The organism is Pantoea anthophila, assembly GCF_026104315.1.
Taxonomy (GTDB): domain Bacteria; phylum Pseudomonadota; class Gammaproteobacteria; order Enterobacterales; family Enterobacteriaceae; genus Pantoea; species Pantoea anthophila.
This window is the reverse complement of record NZ_CP110473.1, coordinates 1,267,076-1,292,463: the sequence shown is the minus strand read 5'-3', so window position 1 is coordinate 1,292,463 and position 25,388 is coordinate 1,267,076. Positions and strand designations below refer to the sequence as shown.

5 protein-coding genes are annotated in these 25,388 nt (G+C 63.1%); all 5 read right to left on the bottom strand.

The window, feature by feature from the left end:
• Positions 1-207: 207 nt before the first annotated feature.
• The gene (locus tag OJ965_RS08555) at positions 208-1,377 is read right to left on the bottom strand and encodes a beta-barrel domain-containing protein (protein WP_046102252.1); all 1,170 of its coding nucleotides are present in this window, start codon (positions 1,375-1,377) and stop codon (positions 208-210) included.
• Positions 1,374-3,515, bottom strand: a complete 2,142-nt coding sequence (locus tag OJ965_RS08550; RefSeq protein WP_058957777.1) for a type I secretion system permease/ATPase — start codon at positions 3,513-3,515, stop codon at positions 1,374-1,376. Before OJ965_RS08550 ends, OJ965_RS08555 begins: the two co-directional genes overlap by 4 nt.
• A 16-nt stretch (positions 3,516-3,531) precedes the next feature.
• The gene (locus tag OJ965_RS08545) at positions 3,532-4,887 is read right to left on the bottom strand and encodes a TolC family outer membrane protein (protein WP_009089078.1); all 1,356 of its coding nucleotides are present in this window, start codon (positions 4,885-4,887) and stop codon (positions 3,532-3,534) included.
• A gap of 303 nt (positions 4,888-5,190) precedes the next feature.
• On the bottom strand, positions 5,191-7,089 hold the full coding sequence (locus tag OJ965_RS08540) for an Ig-like domain-containing protein (RefSeq protein WP_265138806.1): 1,899 nt from the start codon (positions 7,087-7,089) through the stop codon (positions 5,191-5,193).
• A 350-nt stretch (positions 7,090-7,439) separates the two neighbouring features.
• Complete coding sequence (locus OJ965_RS08535; RefSeq protein ID WP_265138805.1) at positions 7,440-25,151, bottom strand: Ig-like domain-containing protein; 17,712 nt, start codon at positions 25,149-25,151, stop codon at positions 7,440-7,442.
• Positions 25,152-25,388: the final 237 nt, after the last annotated feature.

Sequence of the window (25,388 nt, the reverse complement as noted above, 5' to 3'; positions counted from 1 at the left end):
CGGACAGTTTGTCCGGCTTTTTTTTGCCTGCGATTTACCGTTTCGCTATATCTGCGTAAACTTTCTTAAGTGGGTTAAATTAACATCCGGCGGTTACCGCACAGAGTGGTAAATTTCGCCCCCTTTTCCCGCCTGAATGCTGAAATAACCGCCATGTTAATTTATCACCGTAATTAAGCAGGCGGTTAGAGTGGCTTCAGAAAAGTCTCAGCGCTCCCGCAGCGATTCTTTGACTTTATTCAGCGGCTTAATCAGATAATCCATCACCGATTTCTGACCGGTTTTGATCTCCACGTTGGCCACCATACCGGGCACAATCGGGAATTTTCGCCCGGCCCGGTTGGTCAGCTCCGCTTTCCGGGTGCGCACGTAGACCCGGTAGTAATATTGATCGCGTTTTACCTCATCCTGCAGGGTGTCCGGTGAGACCGTCTCGACTTCACCCGGCAGGTCGCCATAGATAGAGGAGTCGTAGGCCGTCACCTTGACGATGGCTGCCAGGCCAGGCCGGATCCAGGCGATATCGCGCGGGTTGATGCGCGTTTCAATCAGCAGCTGATCCTCCAGCGGAACGATCTCCATCAGTTTGCCACCCGGCTCCAGTACGCCCCCCACCGTCGTAACCTGAATATCTTTGACGATGCCGCGCACCGGCGAGTAGAGCGTAGCGCGGGTCAGCTGATCCTCTTTGCCGGCGGCCACCTGCAGTTGCGCATCCAGTTCCGCATTGTTTTTCACCTGCTCTTCGTGCGCACGAACCAGATAGTCATTGCGCGCCTCATCGATTTTGCCGCGCAGATCGCTGACCTGACGGCGCAGACGAATCACCTCCACCTGCCCGGCCGCGCCTTTGGCAACCAGCGGCTCCGTCAGCCGCAGCTCATCCTGCACCAGCCGCAGCGACTGCTGCAGATTGCTAATCGTTTCGGTGAGGTTGCGACGTCGCGACTCATAGAGCTGACGTTCCCGCGTCACCAGCTGCGGCTCTTTAAGGGTCTCTGCGCTGAAGGTCAGCGGCGTGCCGGAGAGCTCCGCCTCCAGCCGCTCGGCAGAGGCGCGCAGCGTGCGCACCTTCGCCTGCGCCTCGCCGAAGTTCGACTGAAAGCGCGTAGGATCGAGCGTTGCCAGCACCTGCCCTTTCTCAACGATGTCACCCTCATGAACGTTAAGCTGCTTGACGATGCCCCCGTCCAGACTGTCGATCACCTGTGCGCGGCTGGAGGGGGTGACTTTGCCGGTGCCGACCGTGACCTCATCCAGAATGGCGAAGTGCGCCCAGATGAGAAAAAGGGCCAGCGCGGCGGTGCAGAGCCAGATAATCGCCGATGTGCGGCGCTCATGGCGGGCAAGATCTTTATCAACAATCACCAGACTCATGCGGCACCTCCTTTACCGGGCGACGGCGGCGTCGCGCGGCGCAGAATATCGTCGCGCGGGCCATCGGCCACAATCCGGCCGTTATCCATAACGACAATACGATCGACCATTTTCAGCAGCGCCGGACGGTGAGTCACCAGCACCAGCGTTCGCCCGCTGATCCAGCCCTGCAGCTGCCGGATCACCTGCTCCTCCAGCTGTTCATCCATCGCCGCGGTGGGCTCATCCAGCAACACCACCTGCGGCTGACGCAGGATCATCCGACTCAGCATCACCATCTGTCTCTGTCCGCCCGACAGTCCGCGTCCCCCCTCATTGATAATGCGATCCAGGCTGGCGGCATCCTGCTGCACCAGCGACAGCGCGCCGCTGATGCGCAGCGCCTGCAGCATCTCCTGCTCACTGGCGTGGGGATTGCCCAGCATCAGGTTCTGCCGCAGCGTGCCAAAGAAGAGGCGGGAGTCGTGTGACAGCCAGCCGAGCTGACGGCGCAGATCGACGGGATCGATGCGTTCGATGTCGACGCCATCCACAATCACCTTGCCCTGGGTCGCCAGTGCCTGACCCGCCAGGATCTTCAGCAGCGTCGACTTTCCGGCCCCCACCTTGCCGAGGATCGCCACCTTCTCGCCCGGCTTGATCTGCAGCTGCTGCACGCTGAGCACCGTTTTTTCATTCTCTTCGTCATAGCTGTAGTGCACGTTGCGCAGATCGTAATGGCCGGTCAGCGTCGGACAGTGCGCCAGCGTGCTGGCTTCCGGTTGATCCAGCGGCTTCTTCAGCAGCTCATCCAGCCCTTTCATCGCCATTTTGGCGTGCTGCCAGCGTGAGAAGACCATCGTCAGCTGCATCAGCGGGGCGATGGTCCGTGAGGAGAGCAGACTACAGGCGACCAGGGTCCCGGTGGTGATTTGCGAATCGAGCACCAGGTAGACGCCAAAGACCAGCATGCCCGCGTAGGTGAGCTGCTGCACGGTCGCCGCCCAGCCGGTCAGACGCGCACCCCAGAGGCGCTGCTGATTGCTGATTGAAGCGCTGACTTCATGCGTCTGTTCCCACTGGCGCTGAAAATAGGGCTCGGCCTGCAGAGCCTTGATATCCTCAATGCCTTCGATGGTCTCCACCAGCACCGCATTGCGCAGCGCCCCCTCACGCAGCCCCTCTTTCGCCAGCCGCGCCATCGGGATCTGCACCAGCAGACCGGGGATCACGATCAGCGGAATGGCCGCCAGCGGAATCAGAACCAGCCAGCCGCCGACAAACGACATGATAAACAGGAAGAGAATAACAAAGGGGAGATCGGCAGCCGCCCCCACGGTGGTGGAGGTCAGCAGCTCGCGCACCTGGTCAATCTCACGCAGCTGCGAGATAAAGGAACCCGTCGATTTTGGCCGCGCCTCGTTGCGGATGCTCATCGCCCGGGCAAACAGCATGGCGGAGACTTTCAGGTCGATCCGTTTGCCCATCAGGTCCGACACCTGGGTGCGCATCAGCCGGATCAGATACTCGATAGCCGCCGCAATCAGCACGCCGACAAACAGCACCCAGAGCGTCGACTGCGACTGCGCCGGGATCACCCGATCGTAGACCTGCATCGAAAAGAGGATGCCGGCCAGCGCCAGAACATTGCTGACCACCGAGGCCAGCGAGATCTCCGTGATGCGGCGTCCCATGCCACGAAAATTTTTCCAGAACCAGTGCGGCTCATAGGGCTGGATAAACTCATCAATGCGCGCATCCCGGCCCCGCGCCGCGACGCCCGTGACCCCCACATCCCCCTGGGCACGCGCCAGCAGTTCAGATAACGGGCTTTCCCGCACCACGTCGCCGCCTTCACTCAGCCAGTAGCGCGCGCTGCCCTCTTTATCGATGCTCTCCAGCACCGCCACGCTGGCATTTTCCAGCACCAGCACCACAGGGGTGATCTCCTGACGCCAGCGCAGTTTATTCTGGGGCACCATTGTCAGATGCAGTCCCAGCAGACCGGAGAGGCGCTCCAGCTGTTGTGACACCGGCAGATGTTCAAACCAGCGCATCTGCTGGCGCAGGGTTTTGCCATCGGCCGGTTTACCGAATCGCGCGGCCACGCGCAGCATGGCGGCAATCCAGTTTTCAGTGTTCAGGGTGGCTGTACTCATTATTATTGCCTTATCGCTATTGCAGCGAAGGAAGAAGATCGCCGCTGCTCTGCTGGCGATCGATACCCATGATATCCAGCAGATTGTCGACTGCGGCGGCGTAGCGAACGGTGGCATCCCAGCCATCATAAAGCGCGGTGATCCGCGAACTGTCGGCCTGGAACACATCCTGCTCCACACTCAGGAGATCGTTCAGGCTGCGCTTGCTGAGGCGATATTCGTCGGCGTAGACGGCGCGGGTATGATCGGCACTGGCCAGCTGTACTTCTCCGGCAGCCTGCCGCTGCTGCGCGCCGATCATATCCGCATAGGCCGTTGAGGCGTTCTGATTGATGGCGAGTTTGGCCTGCTGCACGGCCGCCTGCGCCGCCTCACGATCGCCCTCGGCTGAGGCCGTTTTCGCATTCACCATGCCCCCCTGGTAAAGGGGAGCTTCCACCTGAAGCTGCACTTCGTCATCCCAGTAGGACTGGCGATCGTTTTCATAACGGGTCCGGCCCGCCTGCACTTTGATCGTCGGCCAGTGACCCGACTGCGCCTGACGCACCCGTTCGCGGGCCGCTTCCTGCTTAGACTGGGCGCTGCGAACCGCAGCGCTGCTTTCATAGGCGATTTTGTCGAGGGTAATCTGCTGTTTCAGCAGCGCCTGCGGCAGTTCCGGCAGCGTGGCGGGCACCACGCCGGTCAGCACGGTCAGCTGGGCCGTGGCAGAACGCAGCTGGGCGCGATACTGCTCCAGCGTGGCCTGCATGGCGGCGATGCGGGTTTCCGCCTGCAGCACATCGGATCGGGAGTTGAGTCCGGCGTCGGCGCGCAGTCCGGCAATATCCCGCACCCGCTGCAGTGAGGCGATATTGGTGTGCGCCGTTTCAGCCAGCGCCTGATAGCGTTTGACTTCGAGGTAGGCCTGCAGCGTATCTTCCGCCACGGTGGTCATTGCGTCGAACAGGCCGTAACGATAGGCATCCGACAGGGCATGCTGCTCGTCGATGGCACTGCCGGTGCGACCAAAGTCGTAGAGCAGCTGACTGAGCGTGATGCCGCCGGAGCCATTATTGTTCAGGCTGCCTGCGGAGTCGGTCTGATGCGAACGCCCCGCCGCGCCCTGCAGTGAGATTTGCGGATACCAGGCACTGCGGGCGGCGTCGAGATCGCCCTCACCGACATGGATTTGTGCCGCGGCTTCCGAGATTTTTGGATTACGGGCGAAGGCCCGGAGGATAGCGTCGCGCAGCGTTAAGCTGGCAATCTGCTCTTCGCTGGGCGCGGCGCGCCAGTTAAACTCCGCCTTCGGTAACGGTGCGGCCCAGGCCGCCGGGAGTGCCACGCCACTCAGGGCGCATATCAGAAAAGTTAATCGTGCTTTGTTCATTATCCATACCAACAGGCGTTCTTATGATCATGGTTTTTTTCCTGGTGAACAAAGCAGGCAGAAAAGGCGTTACGGTGCCCTTAAAGGTTTTATTGCGTTATTTTATTTATGTTTTACAAGCCGGAGCCTGAATAACCCTTAACATTATTAGATCATATTCTGCACCGAGTCCTGTTAAAAACTGATGAAATCTTTCATCTTTCTGCCGATTGCATAAAAAAACGCCATCTTAACAGCCTGAGCCACTCCAGACAGACTGAACAGACCTGTCCGGAAGGCCCTGCCTTTTTTAATGTTTCCGCATCAGGCCAGGGGATGCGCTGCCGGATGCTGTAACAGGTGATCGGCCAGGGTGTAGGGCATGCCAGAGACGATCACCCCTTCGGACGCAGAGGACGCCTGCACCTCCGGCGCGTGCTCCGCCGTCACGCTGAAACTGTCGAGCAGCCGATCCACCGTCTGCGCAGGCAATGTGCCGGCGCTTTCCATATGGGAGGCCACCCGCACGCTCTGACTGGCCGTGGCCAGATTCCCGGCGCTGTCCTGGCCGCTGACCGTCATCGTGTAGTCACCCTCCTCCAGCGGAGCCAGCTGTCCGGCCAGAATGGTCAGCGCCCAGCCGCCATCGGCCTTCACACTGGCGCTGTAGTGCTGGTCACCGAGCGTCAGCTGCACCAGGCTGCCCGGCTGCAGATGGCTGGAACTGCCCTGAATCAGATGCCAGCTGTTCACATCGGCGGCATCAATGACGTTATCGCCAAAGGCGGTCTCCAGCGTCAGCGTCGGCCGCTGATGCACAGCGACGGTAAAGAGCGCATCCTGGGTCTGGCTGTCGCTGTTGCCATACTGATCCCAGCGATGAAACGTGGCGGCAACCGGGCCATCCGCCAGCGCCATCAGCTCGGCGGAAGTCAGCGTCACCATTCCCCCGCTATCGGGCTGGTAAGTTATGCGGTTGATCTCAACGGTGTTGCATCCCTCAACGTAGAAGCTCAGATCGTGCTGCGCCTCCTGATAGTTAAGCGTCATGTCACCGCCGATATTCATCTCGGTGTAAACCGGAATAAAACCGGTGTGGATATTCAGCACATGCGTGACGTCGGTGTAGTTGCTGGCCCCGTCGATCGACCAGGCGCGGATCTCACCCACGTTGATGAAAGCGTTCACCTCTGCTGCCGGAATCACCACCTGCCAGTGCCCGCTTTCGTCCAGTGTGGCAGCGTAATCTTTCTGATTCGCACCGGTGATCACCAGCCGATGACCCGGCATAACCGTCGAGAGGGTGCCGCTGAGCAGCAGGTCCTGCTGGGTTTCCGCCAGATTGATCACATCATCCGGCGTCACGTTGTCGAACGTAATGAGTGGCAGGCTGCTCAGGTGCGTGATCAGCGTCAGATCGTGATAGTCGGTTGCGGTTTTCCCGTTGGGATCGGTCGCGGTCACTTTCAGGCTGTAGACGCCATCCTGCAGCGCCTGCATATCGCTTTCAGAAAAGGTGCCAGACCACCTGCCATCCCTTCCCATGGTGGCGGTGGTCGTTTGCGTGCCCAGGGTTAATTTGAGCACGGACCCCACCGGCAGGTGGGTTGCGCTGCCGCTGATCTCAACGCCGTAGATGCTTTCAGCGATATTCACCGCATTGTCACCGCTGACCGTGTCGATGGTCAGGGTCGGACTGAGGGTGCGGTCAGCATAGAGACCAAACCCCACCTCAGTCGTGGTGCTGTGGCCTGCTTTATTGGTCAGGGTCAGCGTCAGCGTGTGATTGCCATCCGGCACCCCTTTCAGCGCCTCCGCCGGCATGGAGGCGTTCCAGTAGCCCCACTTGTTGACGGTGCTGTACCAGCTCTGGTCGTTGAAGGTGAGTGTAACGGTCGAACCCGCTTCGCCTTCAGCCCGGCCGCGCAGATGCACCCGCTTTTGCGCTTCCCAGCCAGCGATCACGCCATCGGCAGCGACAGGTTCGTAGGGCCGCAGGGCTGCGGGTGACGCACTCTCAGCCGCACTGACGGTGCGGGCGCTGTCGGCGGTCGCCAGGGTATGGGAGGTTTCAGCGGGCAGCGGGTTTATGGGCAGGTTCAGGCGCGGCGTCGCCACGGGCGGCACAGCGGGCACGGCGCTGTCGGCGACGGCAAAGTCGCTGACTGCCGCCTGGAAAATGGCGTCGAGCCGGGTGGTACGAAACGTATCGCGTGTTGACATCGGTCACCTCAGTTCATAACAGATCAGAAACGCAGAGCAAAACCGTCGGATAACCCGATAGCTGACTCTGACAACGTGGTAGTGAGTCAGCCGAAGCTGCCCGTTTCCGCTGGTCTGAACCGGTTACCCGCAGGTAACAGGGCGTGATGAACAGGACGCGAATAACGCGTCAAATAAGATCAGAAGCGTGATTGACGGCGTGTCGCCGTTTGCTGCGCCTACCCTAAGCTTTCATTCCGCTAATGAATAGTGGCGAAAATCTGGAAAGTGAAATTATCACGGGGCTGACGCAAAAAAAGCGGGTGCTTTCGCACCCGCGCCTCATAACCGCATGACAGACAACGTCGTGGCTACATCACATGGACCTGCAGGTTCTGCTGTACCAGCACATCCCCCAGGGTGTTATCACTGGTCAGCGCCGAGTTGTGGTAGATCTCAAAGACTCTGCCATCTACCGTCCGTTCGCCGGTCACTTCCCAGATACCGCCATTGCTGTTAGCCAGAGTCACCTGACTGCCGTCCGCGCCTTTGATCAGCAAATCGTCACTCTGTTTATCCGTCAGATTGAGTGCCTCATTGAGATCGAGTTTCACCGAGTTGGTGCCGGTTTTACCCAAATCGAGCACTTCAATGTGTTCGACTTTCAGGCCCAGCGCGGTGAGATCCAGAGTGAGGTTCTCACCATTCAGCACCAGGGTATCGGTGCCTGCGCCGCCATCAATATGGGTAAAGCTGAGGTCACTGACCGTCACGGTATCCGCGCCGCTGCTGCCGGTAACCGAGGCCCCCTGCGCCGTGCTGCCATCCGCCAGCGTAATGACTACCCCGCCAATGGTGTAACCCGCCTCTTCGGCCGGGGCTGCAGCCACCGCGGTGTCACTGACCACGGCGCTCTGGCTGCTGCTGACCGGCGCTGCAACATCCGCGTCGGTCACCAGCGTAGAGGCCACAGCCACATGGGCACTGCCGTCATCGCTGCTGGTGCTGCTATTGTGCTGCGTTTCCGTGCTGGCCACCGTGGCGCTGTCATCCACCACCGAGAACAGGGCTACGGACTCGGTAGCGGCCAGGGTGACCGGCAGGACCGAACCCAGCAGCAGGGTGTTGGTGGTGGTATAGCTGTTACCCGCCACGTCGGTGATCGACACTTTTGCCAGCGTGTTGAGCGACAGCAGCAGGCCACCCACCGACAGCAGTGACGGTGAGAAGTTGACGGCATAACGCCCCAGCGCGTCGGTGGTGGTATTCAGCGTTGGGCCGTTGCTGCCGTTGGCGAGCAGCAGCGTCACGCTGACTCTTGATCCCTGCGCCGCATTGAGCGATCCGCCCTGCACCACCAGACCGGTGAGCAGCGAACCGACGAGGCTGAGCACCGGATCGACCCCCACGACCGGCTGATTGTGCGACAGCGCGGTGAAGCTGCTGGTGCTGGTGGCGGTGTTACCGCCAATATCCGTCACCGTCACCGTCAGAGGACGGCTGCCATCAGGGATGCTTTTCAGCGTCGCTGACGGCACGCTGACGCTCCATGCGCCATTGGCACCAATGGTGGTCGTGAGAATGTTACCCGCCACGTTTACCGTCACCGTGCCGCCCGCCGCGTTGGTGCTGGTGCCTCTGATGGTTTCCGCCGCACTGGCTTCCGCGATATTGAGGTAGCCATCGCCGCCAAAGAAGCTGCTTACGCTGACCGTTGGCGTGGTGTGGCTGACGACACCCAGCGACGCGGAGATGGTGCCGCTGCTGCCCGCGCCGTTGGTGACGCTGGCCGTTACGGTCTGCAGACCATCCGCGATGGCGGCGAGGCTGGCCGCCGGAATTGACAGGCTCCAGTTACCGTTGCTGCTCACCGTGGTGCTGTAGGTCTGACCGCCCAGCGTGACCCGCACCACCGATCCCTCGGCGTTACTCGCAGTGCCGCTGATGGTCTGTGCCGTTTTCACATCCGCCGCGCTGAGCGCGCCGTCGCCAAACAGCGAGGTAATCGCCACCACCGGCGTCGACTGGCTGATGACGTTCAGCGAGCCGCTGGCATTCGCCACGTTGCCGTAGGCATCTGTGCCGGTCACCGTCACGGTTTTGCTGCCGTCCGTCAGCGCAGCCAGATCCGCTTTCGGCACGCTGATGCTCCAGTTACCGCCGCTGGCCACCTTGGTGGTGTAGGTAATGCCATTCAGCGTGGCGCTGACGGTTGACCCCGCAGAGAGGCTGGAACTGCCGCTCAGCGTCTGGTTTGAGGCCAGATCGGCCGCGCTCAGCACGCCATCGCCGAATACCGTGTTAACCGAGAGGGTCGGCTGAACCAGTCCCAGCGAAACGCCTGCACTGGTGCTGCTGACGTTGCCGACCGGATCGGTGACCGAGGCGCTGACGGTGAAGTTACCGTTCAGCAGCGTCGAGAGCACGGCCGGTGAGACAGTGGTTGAGAAGGTGCCGTCGGCATTGACCAGCGCGGTCGCGGTGGTGTTACCAATCGCCAGCCTGACGCTGCTGCCCGCGGCCACGCCGGAGACGGTGCCGCTGATGGTCTGCGTGACCAGCGACTCGGCCAGGTTGAGCACCCCGTCACCAAACAGCGGATTGAGCGTCACTTTCGGCACGTTGTGAATGCCGACCAGTGCCCCCGCCGTGGCGCTGCTGGTGTTACCGGCGCTGTCGGTGACGCTCACGCCCACCGTGAGATTGCCGTCCGCAATGCCCTGCAGCAGCGTCGGCGTCAGCGAGACGTTAAAATTACCGTTCGCATCGGTCGCCGTCACAAACTGCTGGGCGCCTACGGAGACCACCACGCGCGAGCCCGCTTCCGCGCCGCCCACCACGCCGCCGATCACCTGGGTGACCAGCGCATCCGCCACGTTCAGCAGACCGTCACCAAACAGCGGATTGACGGTGATGGTCGGCAGCAGCGTGTCGACGCGGATGCCGGCGCTGGTGCTGGCGGTGTTACCCGCCGCATCGGTCACCGATGCCCCTACCGTCAGGTTCCCCTGCGCCAGGGTGCCCAGGATATCCGGTGTGACCGTGGCGCTGAAGGCCCCGCCCGCGCCGACGGTAGCCGTCAGCTGGCTGTTCCCCACCGAGAGTGTGACGACACTGCCCTGGGCGACGTTATTAACCACCCCGCTGATCACCTGCCCGGTCGCGATATCCGCCAGATTAAGCACCCCATCCCCGAACAGCGAAGTCAGCGAGATGGATGGCGTCTGGGTGAAGATGCCGACCGTGGCACTGCTGGAGGCGACGTTACCCGCCACATCCCGGACGCTGACGCCCAGCGTCAGGTTGCCATCCAGCAGCGAGGTGAGATCGCTGGCCGGCAGGTTAACGCTCCAGGCACCGCCCGCCTGCACGGTAGTGCTGTAACTTCTGCTGCCCAGGGTCACGGTGACCTGTGAACCCACCGCCGCATTGTCGATGACGCCACCCACCACCTGTCCGGCAGCGGCTTCCGCGATGTTCAGCAGGTTATCGCCGCCAAACAGTCCGGTGAGCGCGCCGACGACCGGCACCGCATCAACAATCGCGGTGACGGTTTCACCCACGGTACGGGTGTTGCCTGCCGCATCCGTCAGCGTGACGTCAACGGCCAGCTGACCATCGCTTAACAGACCCAGCACCGACGGCGGCACCACGATAGCCCATTTACCATCCTGCCCCACGGCGGCCGAGAGTGTCGTACCGCCCAGCACCACGGAGACCGTCGCACCGACGCCCGCCGAGGTCGCCACCCCGGAGATGGTCTGCGCCACGGTGGTATCCAGCGCGCTGAGTGTGCCGTCGCCGAAGACCGAATCGACGACCAGCGTCAGCGCACTGTTGACCACTTTGTTGACCGTCAGCGTGGCATCCGTCTGGTTCCCGGCGGTGTCACTGACCCGCACGCCAAAGACCAGCGCGCCCTCAGTGAGGTTCGTCAACACCTCCGGCGTCAGATCGATACTCCAGCGGCCGTCAGCTCCGACAATGGCGGTGGCAATCGGCGCGGCATCGCCCAGGTAGAGGCCGATGGTCTGGCCTTCTGCGCCCTGCGCACTGCCGGTGAGCACCTGCGTGGTCACCAGGTCCGTGGCATTGAGGACGTTATCGCCCGCCAGGGCATCCACCTGCAACACGGGCGCCCCGGTATCCACCGTGACCGTCTGTGTCGCCGTGGTCACGTTGCCCGCCACATCCGCCAGCTGCGCGGTAATCTCCAGCGAACTGCCACTGGTGAGCGCCTGCATATCGCTGGCGGGCACCGTGGCCGACCAGCTGCCATCCCCCTGCACCACCGCGTTGTAGGTTTTGTTGTTAAAGGTCACCAGCACGGTGCGGCCGGCTTCGCTGACATCGGCGCTGCCGCTGATGGTCTGACTGGTGGCACTTTCACTGCCGTTGACCTGATTATCGCCTGCAAAGGTATCCAGGTTCAGCGTCGGTGGCGTCAGGTCAATCACGATGTTATTGCTGACGCTGACGGTATCCGTGCCGTTCGTCGCATTTACCGTGACGGTCGCGCTGCCATCTGTTTCGCCAAACGCGCTGACCGGCAGGGTCGCCGTTGACCAGTTGCCTGACGCATCCAGCGTGGTGGGGTAACTCGTGCCATTGATCACCACCGTCACCGTGCCCCCGGTGCCGAGATTGGCCGAGGTGCCACTCACCACCACGCCCCCCGCGACATCCTGGGTGCTGATGATGTTATCGCCCGACACGGTGCCCAGCGTCACCCGCGGGCCTGGCGGTGGGGTCAGATCGACCGTCAGCGGAACGGAGCCGGTGGCGATGTTGCCTGCCAGATCGGTCACCGACAAGGCCAGCGTGGTGGAAGGCCCGAAGGTGGCCATCTGCTCTGGCGTCAGCGTCAGACTCCAGTTGCCGTTGGCCGCCACTATCGCCGTGCCAAGCGGGGTATCATTCAGCGAGACGGTGACCACTGCGCCCGTCCCTGCTCCCGTTGCGGTGCCAGTGAGCGTCTGCGGCTGAATGCTCTCCGCGTAGTTCAGCACGTTGTCGCCGGTGAACTGCGAGGCAGTGAGCACGGGTGGGGTTTTGTCCAGCACAAAGGCGCTGTTAAGCGTCGTGCTGTTACCCGCCGCGTCCGTGGCCGTGATGAGAACCGGATAGGTGCCATCTGCCAGCGCGGAAAGCTGCGCCGTCGTCAGCGGCACCGACCAGTTGCCGTTCTCATCCGCAGTCGCGGTATAGACTGTGCCTGCCAGCGTGAGCTGCACCGTCTCATTGACACCCGTGGTGCCGCCCAGGGTAATGCCGCCTGCCACATCAGCCGCATTAACATAGCCCCCGAAGTAGTCCGGATTGAGCACAGGCTGAGGTGCGCTGAGATCGGCGGTGAACGGCAGCTGCGCCGAGGCGCTGTTGCCCGCCGCATCCACCACGTTCACCGTCAGCGTCTGCGCGCCATCATCCAGGGCACTCAGCGCGTTAGCAGGGATCGTGACGCGCCAGTTCCCGTTACTGTCAACGACACCCGAATAACGGCTGCCATTGAAATCAACGGTAATGCTGGCCGCCTGGTTTGCCCCGACGCTGCCGGTGGTGCCGGTCAGGGTCACGCCAGCCGCCGCTTCACTGATGTTAAGCAGGCCGTCGCCGCCAAAGGCATCCGGGCTGAAGGTCGGCACCGGCACCGCCACTTCCGTTACCACACTCAGCGCCGTCGTGTCGCTGTTACCGGCGACATCGGTGGCGGTCACGGTGATGGTGTGCGCCCCGCTGGTGAAGGTGCTTAACTGCGCAGGCGACAGCGCCAGAGACCAGCTGCCATCGTCCTGCACCGTGGCCGTCAGCGGCGCATCGCCGTTAAAGCCTGAAATCAGTACCGAGACCGTCTGCCCGGCACCGGTAATGCCGGTGGTGCCACTGAGCGTCTGTTCACTGAGCGCTTCTTCAGCATTCAGCGCACCATCCCCGAACGGCAGGTTCAGCGTGACGTCCGGCAGCGCGTTAACGACGACCAGCAGGCTGCCGCTGGTGCTGGCAATGTTGCCGACCTCATCGGTGACGGTCACCGTCACCGGCCAGCTGCCATCCGGCAGAGACTGCAACAGCGCCGGTGACAGCGCCAGCGACCAGCGCGTCCCATCCTCGCTGAGCTGGGCGGCGTAGACGGAGCCATTCACATTTACCGTCACCGACGCCGCGTTATCAATACTGACCGCGCCGCTCAGTGAACCCCCTGCGGCCGCCTCATCCGCATTGAGCCTTCCATCGGTAAAGGGCGTGTCCAGCGTGGGCGCCGCAATCGGCGTAATCGCCGAGACAAATGTCTGGGTCGTGACGCTGGTATTGCCTGCCCGATCGGTGGTGGTGAGGGTCAGCGTCTGTTCACCCGCACCCAGGCTGGCGATCACCTCTGGCGTCAGGCTGGCTGTCCAGTTGCCACTGGCATCCACCGTCACGGAAAGCGGGATGTTCTGATCGCCCACCGTCACGCTCAGGGTCTGGCCCGGGAGAGGGTCAGACGTCCCGGTGACAAGCTGAACGACACCCGCTTCACTGATGTTAATGATGTTGTCGCCGAACAACGTGCTGTCAAAGGTGGCGTTATCCGGCGCAGCCTGCAGGATCTCAACCCCGGCGGTCACCTGGGCCGGATTGCCTGCTGCATCGGTGGCAGTCACCACCACGTCGGTCACGCCATCGTCCAGCCCTGACAGCGCGCCCGCGGCCAGATTCAGCGTCCAGTTGCCGCTGGCATTGGTCGTGGTGCTGAAGTCCAGCCCGCCAATGGTGATGCTGATCAGGCTGCCCTCCGGCAGATTGGTGCTGTCGCCGCTCAGCGTGAGCGCGCCCGCAGCGTCCGCAGCACTGACCAGCGCATCGCCAAACGGTGTATCCAGCGTCAGCGCAGGCAGCGTATTAAACGCCACGTCCAGCGAGGTGGTGGTATCCGTGGTGGTATTGCCCGCCGCGTCGGTGACGGAAACCGCGATCGCGTTAGCACCATCTGCAAGCTGCTGCAGATCGGCTGACGGGATGGTGACGGACCAGTTACCGTCGGCATCGGCCGTGGTGCTGTAGCTGACATTATTCAGCGTCACCGTCACCGGCAGGGCCCCCGTGGTGGAACCGCTGACGCTGATATCCTCCAGCGACTCTGCAAAGTTCAGGGTGTCACCCGTACTGACGGTGATCGCCGTCAGTGCTGGCGGTGTGGTGCTGAACGTCACCGTCTGGCTGGCGGTGGCCGGATTCCCGGCAATGTCGCTGGCGGTCACGGTAAGGGTCTCCGTGCTGCCCGCCGTCACGCCGGCAAAGGCGGTGGAGGGAAGAATCACCGTCCAGTTGCCGTCAGCGTCCAGCGTCGTCTCATAGTCCGTGCCGTTAAACGACACGGTCACCGGGGTGCCCGCGGCCAGCTGGGTGCTGCTACCGCTGACCACCACATCCGCGGCGGCCTCGCTGGCATTGATCACATCATCCCCTGCCACCACGTCCAGAGTCAGCGTCGGCTGCGCCTGGGCGCTGGCCAGCACCACCAGTGAGGCGCTGCTGCTGGCCGGGTTGCCGGCGGCATCCGCAGAGACCACCACCAGCAGCTGGTCGCCATCCGGCAGCGCGCCCAGATCGGCGGCCGGCACGGTCACCGTCCAGCTGCCATCCTGGGTCACCGTGCCGCTGTACTGAACGTTGTTCAGCGTCACCGTGACCAGCTGGCCCTCGGCCAGATTGGTGCTGCTGCCGCTGATGCTCAGATCCTGCAGCGACTCAGCCTGATTCAGGAAATTGTCGGCGCTGATCGGCCCGATCGTCAGGGTCGGCAGGCCGGCACTGTCTGCATCACGCGTCAGGGTGGTGGTCGCGCTGCTGCTGTTGCCCGCCGCGTCCGTCAGCGTCACGCTGACCGGGTAGCCGCCATCGGTCAGCCCCTGCATCACACTGGCCGGCAGCGTCACCTGCCAGCTGCCATCAGAGAGCACCAGAGTGGTGTAATTACTGTTCTGGAAAGTGACGGTGACCGTCTGTCCGGCATCCTCCGCTGACGCGCTGCCGCTGATGGTGACGGCTTCCAGCACTTCCAGAGAATTAACAATATTATCATCACTGATCGGGTCCAGGCTCAGCGCAGGCGGCGTCCGATCCACCGTGACCGCACTGGTCAGCGAACCGCTGTTTCCGGCCCCATCGCTGGCATTCACCACCAGGGTATTCACCCCTTCATCCAGCGTCTGCACCGCCTCCGGCGTCAGGGTCAGCGTCCAGTTGCCCTGTGCATCCACCGTGGCGTTGTAGTCTTCGCCACCCAGGGAGACGGTGACCGTCTGCCCCTCACCGGTGACGCCGGTGCTGCCACTCAGGGTCTGACTGACGCCGGTCTCACTCTGGTTCAGATAACCGTTGCCGAACGGGGTATCAATCGTCACCGACAGCGCGCCGGTCGCCAGCGTAATGTCACGGGTTTCCGTCACCGGATTACCCGCCGCATCACTGACCGTTACCGTCAGGGTATAGGCCCCGGCCGGGATACCCGCCAGCGCACCGGCTGGCAGCGTCAGGCTCCAGTCGCCATCCTGAGTCACGGTGGTGGTATAGAGCTGGTTGTTGAGGGTGATGGAGACCGTCTGTCCGGCTTCGGCACTGGTCGTCCCACTGAGCACAATCGGTCCGGTGCTCTCTGCGATATTCACGATGTCATCATCCGCGACGGCCGCCAGCGTCAGCGTCGGTGGCGTCAGATCCACCGTGACGCTGCCCTGGGTGCTGCCTGTGTTACCGGCGGCATCCTGCACCGTGACGGTGTAGCTGAGGGTCTCTTCCGGCAGATCAGCCAGCGCCGTCGCGGGAACGGTCACCAGCCAGTTGCCATTGCCGTCGACGGTGCCGGTGTAGGTCACGCCATTCAGCAGCACGCTGACGCTCTGTCCGTCGCCCGTTACGCCGGTGGTGCCGCTCAGGCTCTGTGCCGCGGTAACGTCGCTGCTGTTAAGCGCACCATCACCAAACGCCGAGACGATGAGCGGTTCCGGCAGGCCGGTCGCCAGCACGCTGAGCGTGGCTTCGCTGCTGAGGGTTGCTCCGCCGCTGTCGGTCGCGGTAACCGTCAGCGTGTAAGGTCCATCGGCGAGCGCCGTCAGTGCCTCCGCCGGAACGATAACGCTCCAGCGCCCGCTGGCCGAAACCAGGGCGGTGTAAGCGGTGTCGTTGAACAGCAGCGTGACGGTACTGCCCGCCGGCACGTTTACCGCGGTGCCGGTGACAATCAGCGGCTGACTCAGCTCCTGCGCATTGAGGTAGTTATCTTCGCTGATGGCATCCAGCGCCAGACCAGACGCGTTGCTGTTGACGTCAAAAGCGAGGTTGCTGGTGGTGGTGTTACCCGCCACGTCGCTGACCGCCACGGTAAATGTGGCGCTGCCATCGGCAAGCGCAGCCAGCGCGCCGGCTGGCACAATCAGACTCCAGGCCCCGCTGGCCTGTACGGCGGCGCTGTAGACCGTTCCGTCAAGCGTGACGGTCACCAGCTGGCCCGCCTCAACATTGGTTGTCGTGCCGCTCAGCCGCTGGTCGGTGAGGCGTTCCGCGCCATCGACCACATTGTTGCCGGCAAAGGCATCCAGGGTCAGCGTCGGCAGCGTGCCCGCCTCCACTTTCAGCGCCAGATCGCGGCTGGTGGTGGTGGCGTTGCCGGCCGCATCGCTGGCGGTAACCGTCAGTGGATAGCTGCCGTTAACCAGCCCGCTGTAGACGGTGGCGGGCAGCGTCAGCGACCAGTTGCCGCTGGCGTCAGCGGTGGTGCTCAGGCTGGTGCCGTTGAAGCTGGCCACAATCAGTGCATTGGCTTCGCTGCTGCCGTTAAGCGTCAGCGGCTGCTGACTTTCAGCGGCGTTGATGATGCCGTCGGACGGCGTGACAACGGTCAGCACCGGCGGCAGCGTATCGACCCGCAGCGTGCCTGTCGCCTGGCTGCTGTTGCCCGCCACATCACTGACCACCACGTTGTATGCCGTGTCGCCCTGCGGCAGCGCAGCGAGTGCGCCAGCCGGAACCGTGACCTGCCAGTTGCCCGCAGCATCGACCGTGCCGCTGTAGCTGACGCCATCCAGGGTAATGGTGACCGTCTGACCGTCACCCGTTACGCCGGTGTTACCGGTGACGGCCCCCCCGGTTGCGGCTTCGCCGCTATTCACAATGCCATCATCAAAGGCCACACCCGGCGTCGCGACCGGCAGCGCGCTGGCCACGACCGTCAGGGTGGTGTCAGTGGTCGCCAGCGGCTGGCCGTTTGCATCGCTGACGGTGGCGGTCAGGGTCTGCGGCCCATCCGCCACGCCGCTGAAGGTGCCTGCCGGTAATGTCAGGCTCCAGCTGCCATCGGCGTTAAGCGTGGTGGTGAACGGCGTCCCGTTGGCGTCAACGGTGACCAGGCTTCTCGCAGGCAAACCGCTGCTGCTGCCGCTGACGACGACGGGGCCGTTCAGCTCGCCTGCATTCAGATAGTTATCGTCGCTGACGGGTGCCAGCGCAATCGCGGGCAGTGTGTTGTCCACACTGAAGTTAAGCGGCGCGCTGGCGCTGTTACCGACGGCATTGTTCACGCTGACAATCAGCGTCTGACTACCCTCGCCCAGATCCGCCAGCGCGCCCGCTGGCAGAATGATGCTCCAGTTGCCACTCGCCTCAACCACCCCGCTGTAATCGGTGCCGTTCAGTGAAACCGTGACCTGCTGACCCGGCTCGACGTTGAGGCTGCTGCCGCGCAGGGTAATCGGCTGTAACTGCTCCGCGGCGGTGACGATACCGTCACCGGCAAAGGTGCTGCTGTCGACGCTCAGTTGCGGCTGCACCGCTGGCGAGGTGGCTACATTGAGATCCACCACCTGGCTGCTCTGATTTCCGCTGGCGTCCGTTTCGGTCACCGTGACGGGATTCGGGCCGGACGGCAGCGCCGCCAGATCGCCAGACGCGATCTCCAGCGTCCACTGACCGTTCACCCCGACGGTGGTGCTGTAAGTCTGACCATTAAGCTGAACCGTCACGAGGTCGCCGTTCTGTCCGCTGCCGCTGACCACCAGCGGCTCTGCCAGTTCGCCGACGCTCAGCGCGTTATCCTCACTGATCGGCGCAACCACCAGCGGAGGCGGCGTCGTGTCGACGGTCAGCGAACTGTTCTGGCTGCTGCTGTTACCGGCTGCATCGGTCACCGTCACCACAACCGGATAGCTGCTGCCGCTGGCCAGACCGGCCAGTGCCGCAGGCGGCACGGCCAGAGTCCAGAGACCGTCTGCGCCGACGGTGCCGGTGTAGGTCACGCCATTCAGGGTCAGGCTGACCTGGTCGCCCTCACTGCCTGCACCACTGAAACTGAACCCGGCCGCCTGTTCAGCAAGGTTCAGCACACCATCGCCCGCTGGCGGATTGATGCTGAAGTCCGGCACGCTGGTGTCGACGGTAACCGGCACCGGCGTGGTGGCGACGTTGCCGCCCACGGTGGTTACGGTGACGCTGAGATCGTAACGGCCATCGGCCAGCTGACTCAGATCGTCGGAGGGCAGCGTTGCACTCCAGCTGCCATCGGCGGCCACGACGGCGTTATAGGTTTCGCCGCCCAGCAGAAGGCTGACGCTGCTGCCCGGCGCAGCGGTACCGCTGACGATCAGGTCGGCGGCGGCTTCCGCCGCGTTAATGACGCCATCGGTGGCAATCGGGTTCACGGTCAGCGCCGGTGTGCCGGTATCCACCGTCAGCGGTTCACTGATACTGGTGCTGTTACCCGCGCTATCGCTCACCGTTACGGTAATCGGGTTGCTGCCCTGAGCAAGGGCCTGCAGCGCTTCCGGCGGCAGCGTGACGCTCCAGGTGTTATCCGCCGCGACCGTTGCCGGATAGCTGACGCCGCCCAGAGTGACGCTGACGGCCTGGCCTTCCGTGACGGAACCGGTCAGGGTCTGCGGCGCGGTGGCCTCGTTATTGCTGAGGATGCCGTCAGTGAAGGGGGTATCAATCTGCGGGGCTGCCAGCGGTGTGGTTGCCACCAGCAGCGTCTGGCTGCTCTGCACGTCGCCGGAAGTAACGGTCACCGTGGTGTCACCCTGCGACAGGTTCGCCAGATCGGCGGCGGGCACGGTAACCGTCCAGTTACCGTCCGGATCGATGGTGGTGCTGTAAACGGTCCCGCCCGGCACCAGCGTCACGCTGACCGGGCTGCCTTCAGGCAGGCTGGCGGAACTGCCGCTGAGGATCAGATCGCTCTGCGCTTCCAGCGCATTCAGCGCGTTATCTTCACTTATCGGCGCAATCGACAGCAGCGGCGTGTCGCTGGTGACCACGGTGATCAGCCCCTGCGCGGGCTGCGCCGGGTTGCCAGCCACATCGGTGATCGCCACGGTAAAGGGCTTGTCGCCCGCGCCTCCCAGCGATCCGGCAGGCAGCGTCACGCTCCAGCTTCCGTTTGCCTGCACCACGCCATCATAAGACTGGTTATTGATGGTTACCACAACCGGCTGGCCTGCCGGTACGCCGGTCACACTGCCGGTAATGAGTGTATCAACACGCTGTTCCGCGCTGTCGATCTGGTTGTCGCCGGTCACAGGATCCAGGGTCAGGACCGGCGATGCGGCCGCCAGTACCGTCACGCTGGAGGCGACGCTGCTGCTGTTGCCATACGCGTCGCTGAGCACTACATCCACAGGATAGCGGGCATCGCCCAGCTGGCTGACGACCGCCGCAGGCACCGTAACCTGCCACGCGCCGCTGGTATCCACGGTGGCAGTGTAGGTTTCGCCATTGAAACTCACCGAAACCGTGTCGCCCTGCACGCCTCCGCGCCCGTCAATCGTCAGATCCTGGCTATGTTCCGCAATATTAATGTAACCATCACTGCCCGGTGTGGAGACGGTCAACTGCGGCGGCGTAGTCGCAAAGATCGGAGCGCTGTTGATCAGCGTGGTATTCCCGTCACCATCCGTCGCCACCACTGCCAGCGGCTGTGCTCCGTCAGGAACAGCGGCCAGGTCGGATGCCGGAATGGTGACACTCCAGCGGCCCCCCTCCGCCACAACGGCGGTGTAGGTCTGGTTATTCAGCGTCACGCTGATCGTATCGCCCGCGTCGCCGCTTCCGCTGACGATCAGCGGCTGCTGTGCATCGATGACGTTGATGACGCCATCGTCGCTGATCGCATCCAGCGTCAGCGCAGGCACTGCGCTGGCAACCCGCAGTGACGTGTTCTCTACGCTGCTGTTGCCCGCCGGATCGGTCACGGTGACCGTCACCGGATAGGTCTGACTGGTCAGCGTGCCCAGATCGGCCACCGGCACCTGCGCACTCCAGTTGCCATTGTCGTCAACCAGCGCGCTGTAGGTTTTGTCGTTTAACTCAACCGTAATCCGATCGCCTGGGGTGCCGGTTCCGCTGATTAGCAGCGGCTGGGTCAGTTCATTACTGGTCAGCACACCGTCACCGCCCGGCGCGTTAACTGAGACATCCGGCGACAGGGTGCTGACGGCCAGCGTCTGCGACTGGCTGACCGTATTGCCGCTGGCATCCGTCAGGGTGACCACCAGCGTATAACTGCTGCCCTCAGCCAGCGCCTGCAGATCCTCCGCGGGCAGATCCACCGTCCAGTTGCCCTGTGCATCTGCCGTGGCGCTGTAGATCAGGTTATTCAGCGTGACCGAGACGACGTCGCCCGGCGCGGCACCTGAACCGCTGACCGGCACGCCCGCCGCCACTTCAGCGCCGTTAAGAATGCCATCTCCGCCTGCCACCGCCGCCACAATCAGATTCGGTGGCAGGGTATCGACGCTGAAGTCCAGCGTCTGGTCAACACGGTTACCCGCCTCATCGATCGCGGTCAGTGTCAGCGTGTTAGCGCCCTGCGGCAGTAAGGCGAGATCGGCGGCGGGCAGCGTCAGGCTCCAGCTGCCGTCCTCATTCACCGTGGTGCTGTAGGTTTTCCCGTTGAGTTCCAGGGTGACCTGCTGGCCCGGTACGGCTTTACCGGTGTTTCCGCCGATCGTCAGGTCGCTGCCCGCTTCCGCCTGATTCAGAATGCCATCGCTGATCGCACTCTCATCCAGGGTGATTTGCGGCAGCGTGTTCACCACCACATTGAGCTGTGCGGCGTCGGTCAGCAGCGCTCCGCTGGCATCGGTGGCCGTCGCGGAGATCAGTTTTGTCCCGTCGGTGATGCCGGTGAGGTCGCTGGCCGGAACGGTGACGCTCCAGAAGCCGTTGCTGTTTACCACCGCGCTGTAGGTGTTGTCGTTGAAGGCTACCAGCACCGTCTGGCCGGGGTTAACGCCCAGTGCCGAGCCGCTGATGATCAGATCGCTGACGGCCTCCTGCTGGTTAAGGAAACCGTCGAGACTGAGTGGTTCAGCGATGGTGAGCACGCCCGGTTCGCCTGCGGCAGGCGCGACGTTGATATCCCGGCTGTCGCTGGCTGAAACGCCCGCCGCCGTGGTCACGCTGGCAACCAGGGTGGTGGTGCCCGCCGCCAGTGCGCTCAGCGCAGCGGACGGGATCGGCAGACTCCAGCTGCCATCCGCCTGAACGGTGGTGCTGTAGGTCTGCCCGTTCAGCGTGAGGGTGACCGTCTGGCCCGCCTCTACGTTGCTGGTGCTGCCTGACAGCGTCTGGTCCAGCGCTTTTTCGCTGTTGTCGAGCAGGTCGTCGCCGGCAAAAACAGCGATCGTCAGCGTTGGTGCGCCCGGCTCCGGTGAGGCTTCGACCACAATGACCCGATCTTCACTGGCGACCACACCCGCCTGGGTGGTTACGCTGGCGCTGAAGGTCGCGTTGCCCGCCGCCAGGGCGGCCAGGGCGCTGGAGGGGATGGTCAGGCTCCAGCTGCCATCGGCCCCGACGGTGGCGCTGTAACTCTGGTCGCCCAGCGTCACCGTCACCACCTGGCCCGCCTCGACATTGCTGGTGCTGCCGCTCAGCAGCTGGTCGCTGGCTTTCTCGTCGTTGCTCAGCACATCATCACCGGCGAACTGATTGAGGGTGATGACCGGCTGGCCCGGTTCCGTCACCGGGGCTTCAACGACGATACCCAGCGTGTCGCTGACAGAGGTACCGGCCGCATTGCTGACCGTCACCACCAGTGAGGCCGGGCCTGCTGCCAGGGCGCCCAGCGCATCGGCCGGAATCGCAATATTCCAGCTGCCGTCAGCGCTGACCGTTCCGCTGTAACTCTGTCCACCCAGCGTGACCGTCACAATCTGGCCCGCCTCGACGTTGGTGGTGCTGCCGGAGATGGCCTGCGCCTCCAGCTTCTCCTCATTGCTTAACACGTTGTCTTCAGCAAAGGCATTCAGGGTCAGCGTCGGGTTGCCTGGTGCGGTGCCCGCGGACTCCACCAGGAAGTCACGCGTTTCGCTGACCGGGTTCCCCGCCTGATCCGTTACCGTGGCGCTCAGGGTAGCGCTGCCCGCCGCCAGCGCTGCCAGAGAACTGGCCGGCACCGTGAGGCTCCAGCTGCCATCCGCGCCGACCGTGGCGGTAAAGGTTTCCCCGTTCAGGGTGACGGTAACCTGCTGGCCCTCTGCGATATTGGTGGTGGTACCGGTCAGCAGCTGGTCGCTGGCTTTTTCGCTGTTGCTGAGGATGTCATCCCCGGCAAAGGCGTCGAGGGTCAGCGTGGCGGCCCCCGGCTGCGTCGCCGGGGCGTCTACCGTGATCGGCTGGGTTGCGGTCACGCTGTCGCCCGCCGCATTGCTGACGGCAACCGTCAGCGTGGTCGTGCCCGCTGCCAGCGCGGAGAGCGCCGTGGCGGGCACCGTGACGCTCCAGCTGCCATCCGCCTGCACGGTGGTGCTGTAGGTCTGGCCGCCCAGTGTGACCGTGACCACCTGCCCGGCTTCGATATTGGTGGTGGTGCCACTGACCGCCTGGTCGACCGTCTTCTCGTCGTTGCTCAGCAGGTTATCGCCGGCAAAATCATTCAGGATCAGCCCCGGCACGCCAGGTTCTGTAGCAGGCGCTTCCACCGCAATATCGCGGGTTTCACTGCCGGTTGCCCCCGCGAGGTTGCTGACCGTAACGCTGATGGCATTGCTGCCCGCAGACAGGCTGCTCAGGGCGGCGGCCGGGATAATCACACTCCAGTTTCCGCTGCCATCCACGGTGCCAAGGTAAGTCTGTCCCCCCAGGGTAACGGTTACCGTCTGACCCGCTTCGACATTGGTGGTGCTGCCTGAGAGAGTCTGCGCCGTGCCTTTTTCGTCGTTGCTCAGGATGTCATCCCCGGCGAACTGATCGATGGTCAGAGTAACGTCGCCCGGCTGTGTCACCGGGGCCTCTACCGTAATCGGCAGACTGCTGGTCACGGTGTTACCGGCTGCATCGCTGAATGACACCGTCAGCGTGGTTTCACCGGCCGCCAGGGCGCTCAGGGCCGCCTGGGGCAGCGTGACACTCCAGTTGCCCTGCGCATCCACGCTGCCGCTGTAGGTCTGACCGCCCAGCGTGACGGTAACAATCTGTCCGGCTTCAACATTGCTGGTGCTGCCGGTCACGGTCTGATCGCTGGTTTTTTCTGCGTTAGTCAGCTGATTGTCGCCGGTAAAATCATCCAGCGTGAGGGCGGGCGCGCCCGGCACGGCGGGCGTATCGACGCTGATCGCGCGGTTTTCACTGGCCTCAATGCCCGCCTGGGTGGTGACCACCGCGGAGATCGTGACCGTTCCGGCGGCCAGGGCATTCAGCGCGGCAGGCGGCAGCGCAATGCTCCAGTTGCCCTGGGCATCGACCACAGCGCTGTAGGTCTGGTCACCCAGCGTCAGCGTGACAACCTGTCCCGCTTCCACATTGCTGGTGGAGCCGCTCAGCGTCTGGGCGCTGTTTTTCTCCGGATTACTGAGAATGTCATCGCCGGCAAACTGATCGATGGTAATGACCGGCGTCCCCGGCTGGGTCAGAGGGGCTGCAACACTGACGCTCAGGCTGCCGCTGGCGGAGGCACCGGCCTGATTCGCGACCGTGGCCGTCACCGTGGTGGTGCCTGATGCCAGCGCTGCGAGCGCATCAGCAGGCACGGTCACGCTCCAGCTGCCATCACCGGCAACGGTGCCGCTGTAGGTCTGACCGCCGAGCGTGACGGTAACAATCTGTCCGGCTTCGACATTGCTGGTGCTGCCGGATAAGGTCTGCGGGGTGGTTTTTTCCGTGTTATCCAGCACGTTATCGCCGGCGAAAGGATTCAGGCTGATGGCGGGCGTCGCAGGGGTGCCCGGATCGGCAGCAGCCACGGTAATGGGCAGCGACCCGCTGGCGGCGGTGCCTGCTGCGTTTGTCACGCTGACTGCGATCGTGGCAGAGCCGGCGGCCAGGGCCGCCAGCGCGGCAGCAGGCACGGTCACGCTCCAGCTGCCGTCAGCGCCCACCGTCGTGTTGTAGGTCTGGCCGCCCAGGGTCACCGTGACAACCTGTCCCGCCTCGACATTGCTGGTGGAACCGCTCAGCAACTGATCGGTGGTTTTTTCGGCATTATCCAGCACATTATCGCCGGCAAAGGTGTTGAGCGTGATGGCGGGGCTGCCCGGCGTGCCGGGGTCAGTGCCGGGGTCGGTACCAGGATCCGTGCCGGGATTCGTACCGGGATCGCTGCCGCCGTCATTTCCGCCGCCACCGCCTCCGCCTCCACCCCCCAGACCCACGGCCAGCCCGGCTAAGCCAAGTACGCCGAGACCGCCTGCGGTGATCACACCCATCGAGGCGTTGGTGTTATCGGCCAGCAGCAGCGGCTCGACGCTCTCCAGTGATTCGTAGGTTGGTGTGACGGAACCGGAGGCCAGTTCAGTGCCTTCTGCGGTCTGCGGGAACAGGGCATGTTCCGGTGGATTGACCCCATCATCGAACACCAGCTCACTGTGATTACCCTCGGCATCATCAACAAAAAATTTCTGATAGCGGACGGTGCTGCCGTCACGCATGTGCAGGACCAGGTCATTTCCCTGGCGCTCATACTGCGTGACCAGTTCGCGGGTGCCATTGATGCGCACGACGCTGGGCTCGGTGAGGTTAATGGATTGTGATGAACCGGGAGTGGCCTGCGAGATGAGCGTGCCGTTTTCGCGCGAGATGATGTCTACACGGCCTTGCGTGAGTTCTGCCATTTGTAACCTCTACTCCACCAGATTAGCTAATATACTGAATCCATAAACATAAATTTATTTTACGTTTGCGGTATTCACACTTAGTTTCACCCACTGAAAAACAGCGAGCGCGTTAACCTGGTGTATGTAGTAAGGGCAAAGCCAAGCGGCGCCGGATACCCTGGTCCGGGCAGAAAAAAAAACGCTTTTATTGTTAGATCAAGTTGTACAGACGGACGCGAAACGTAGCGGTTCTGA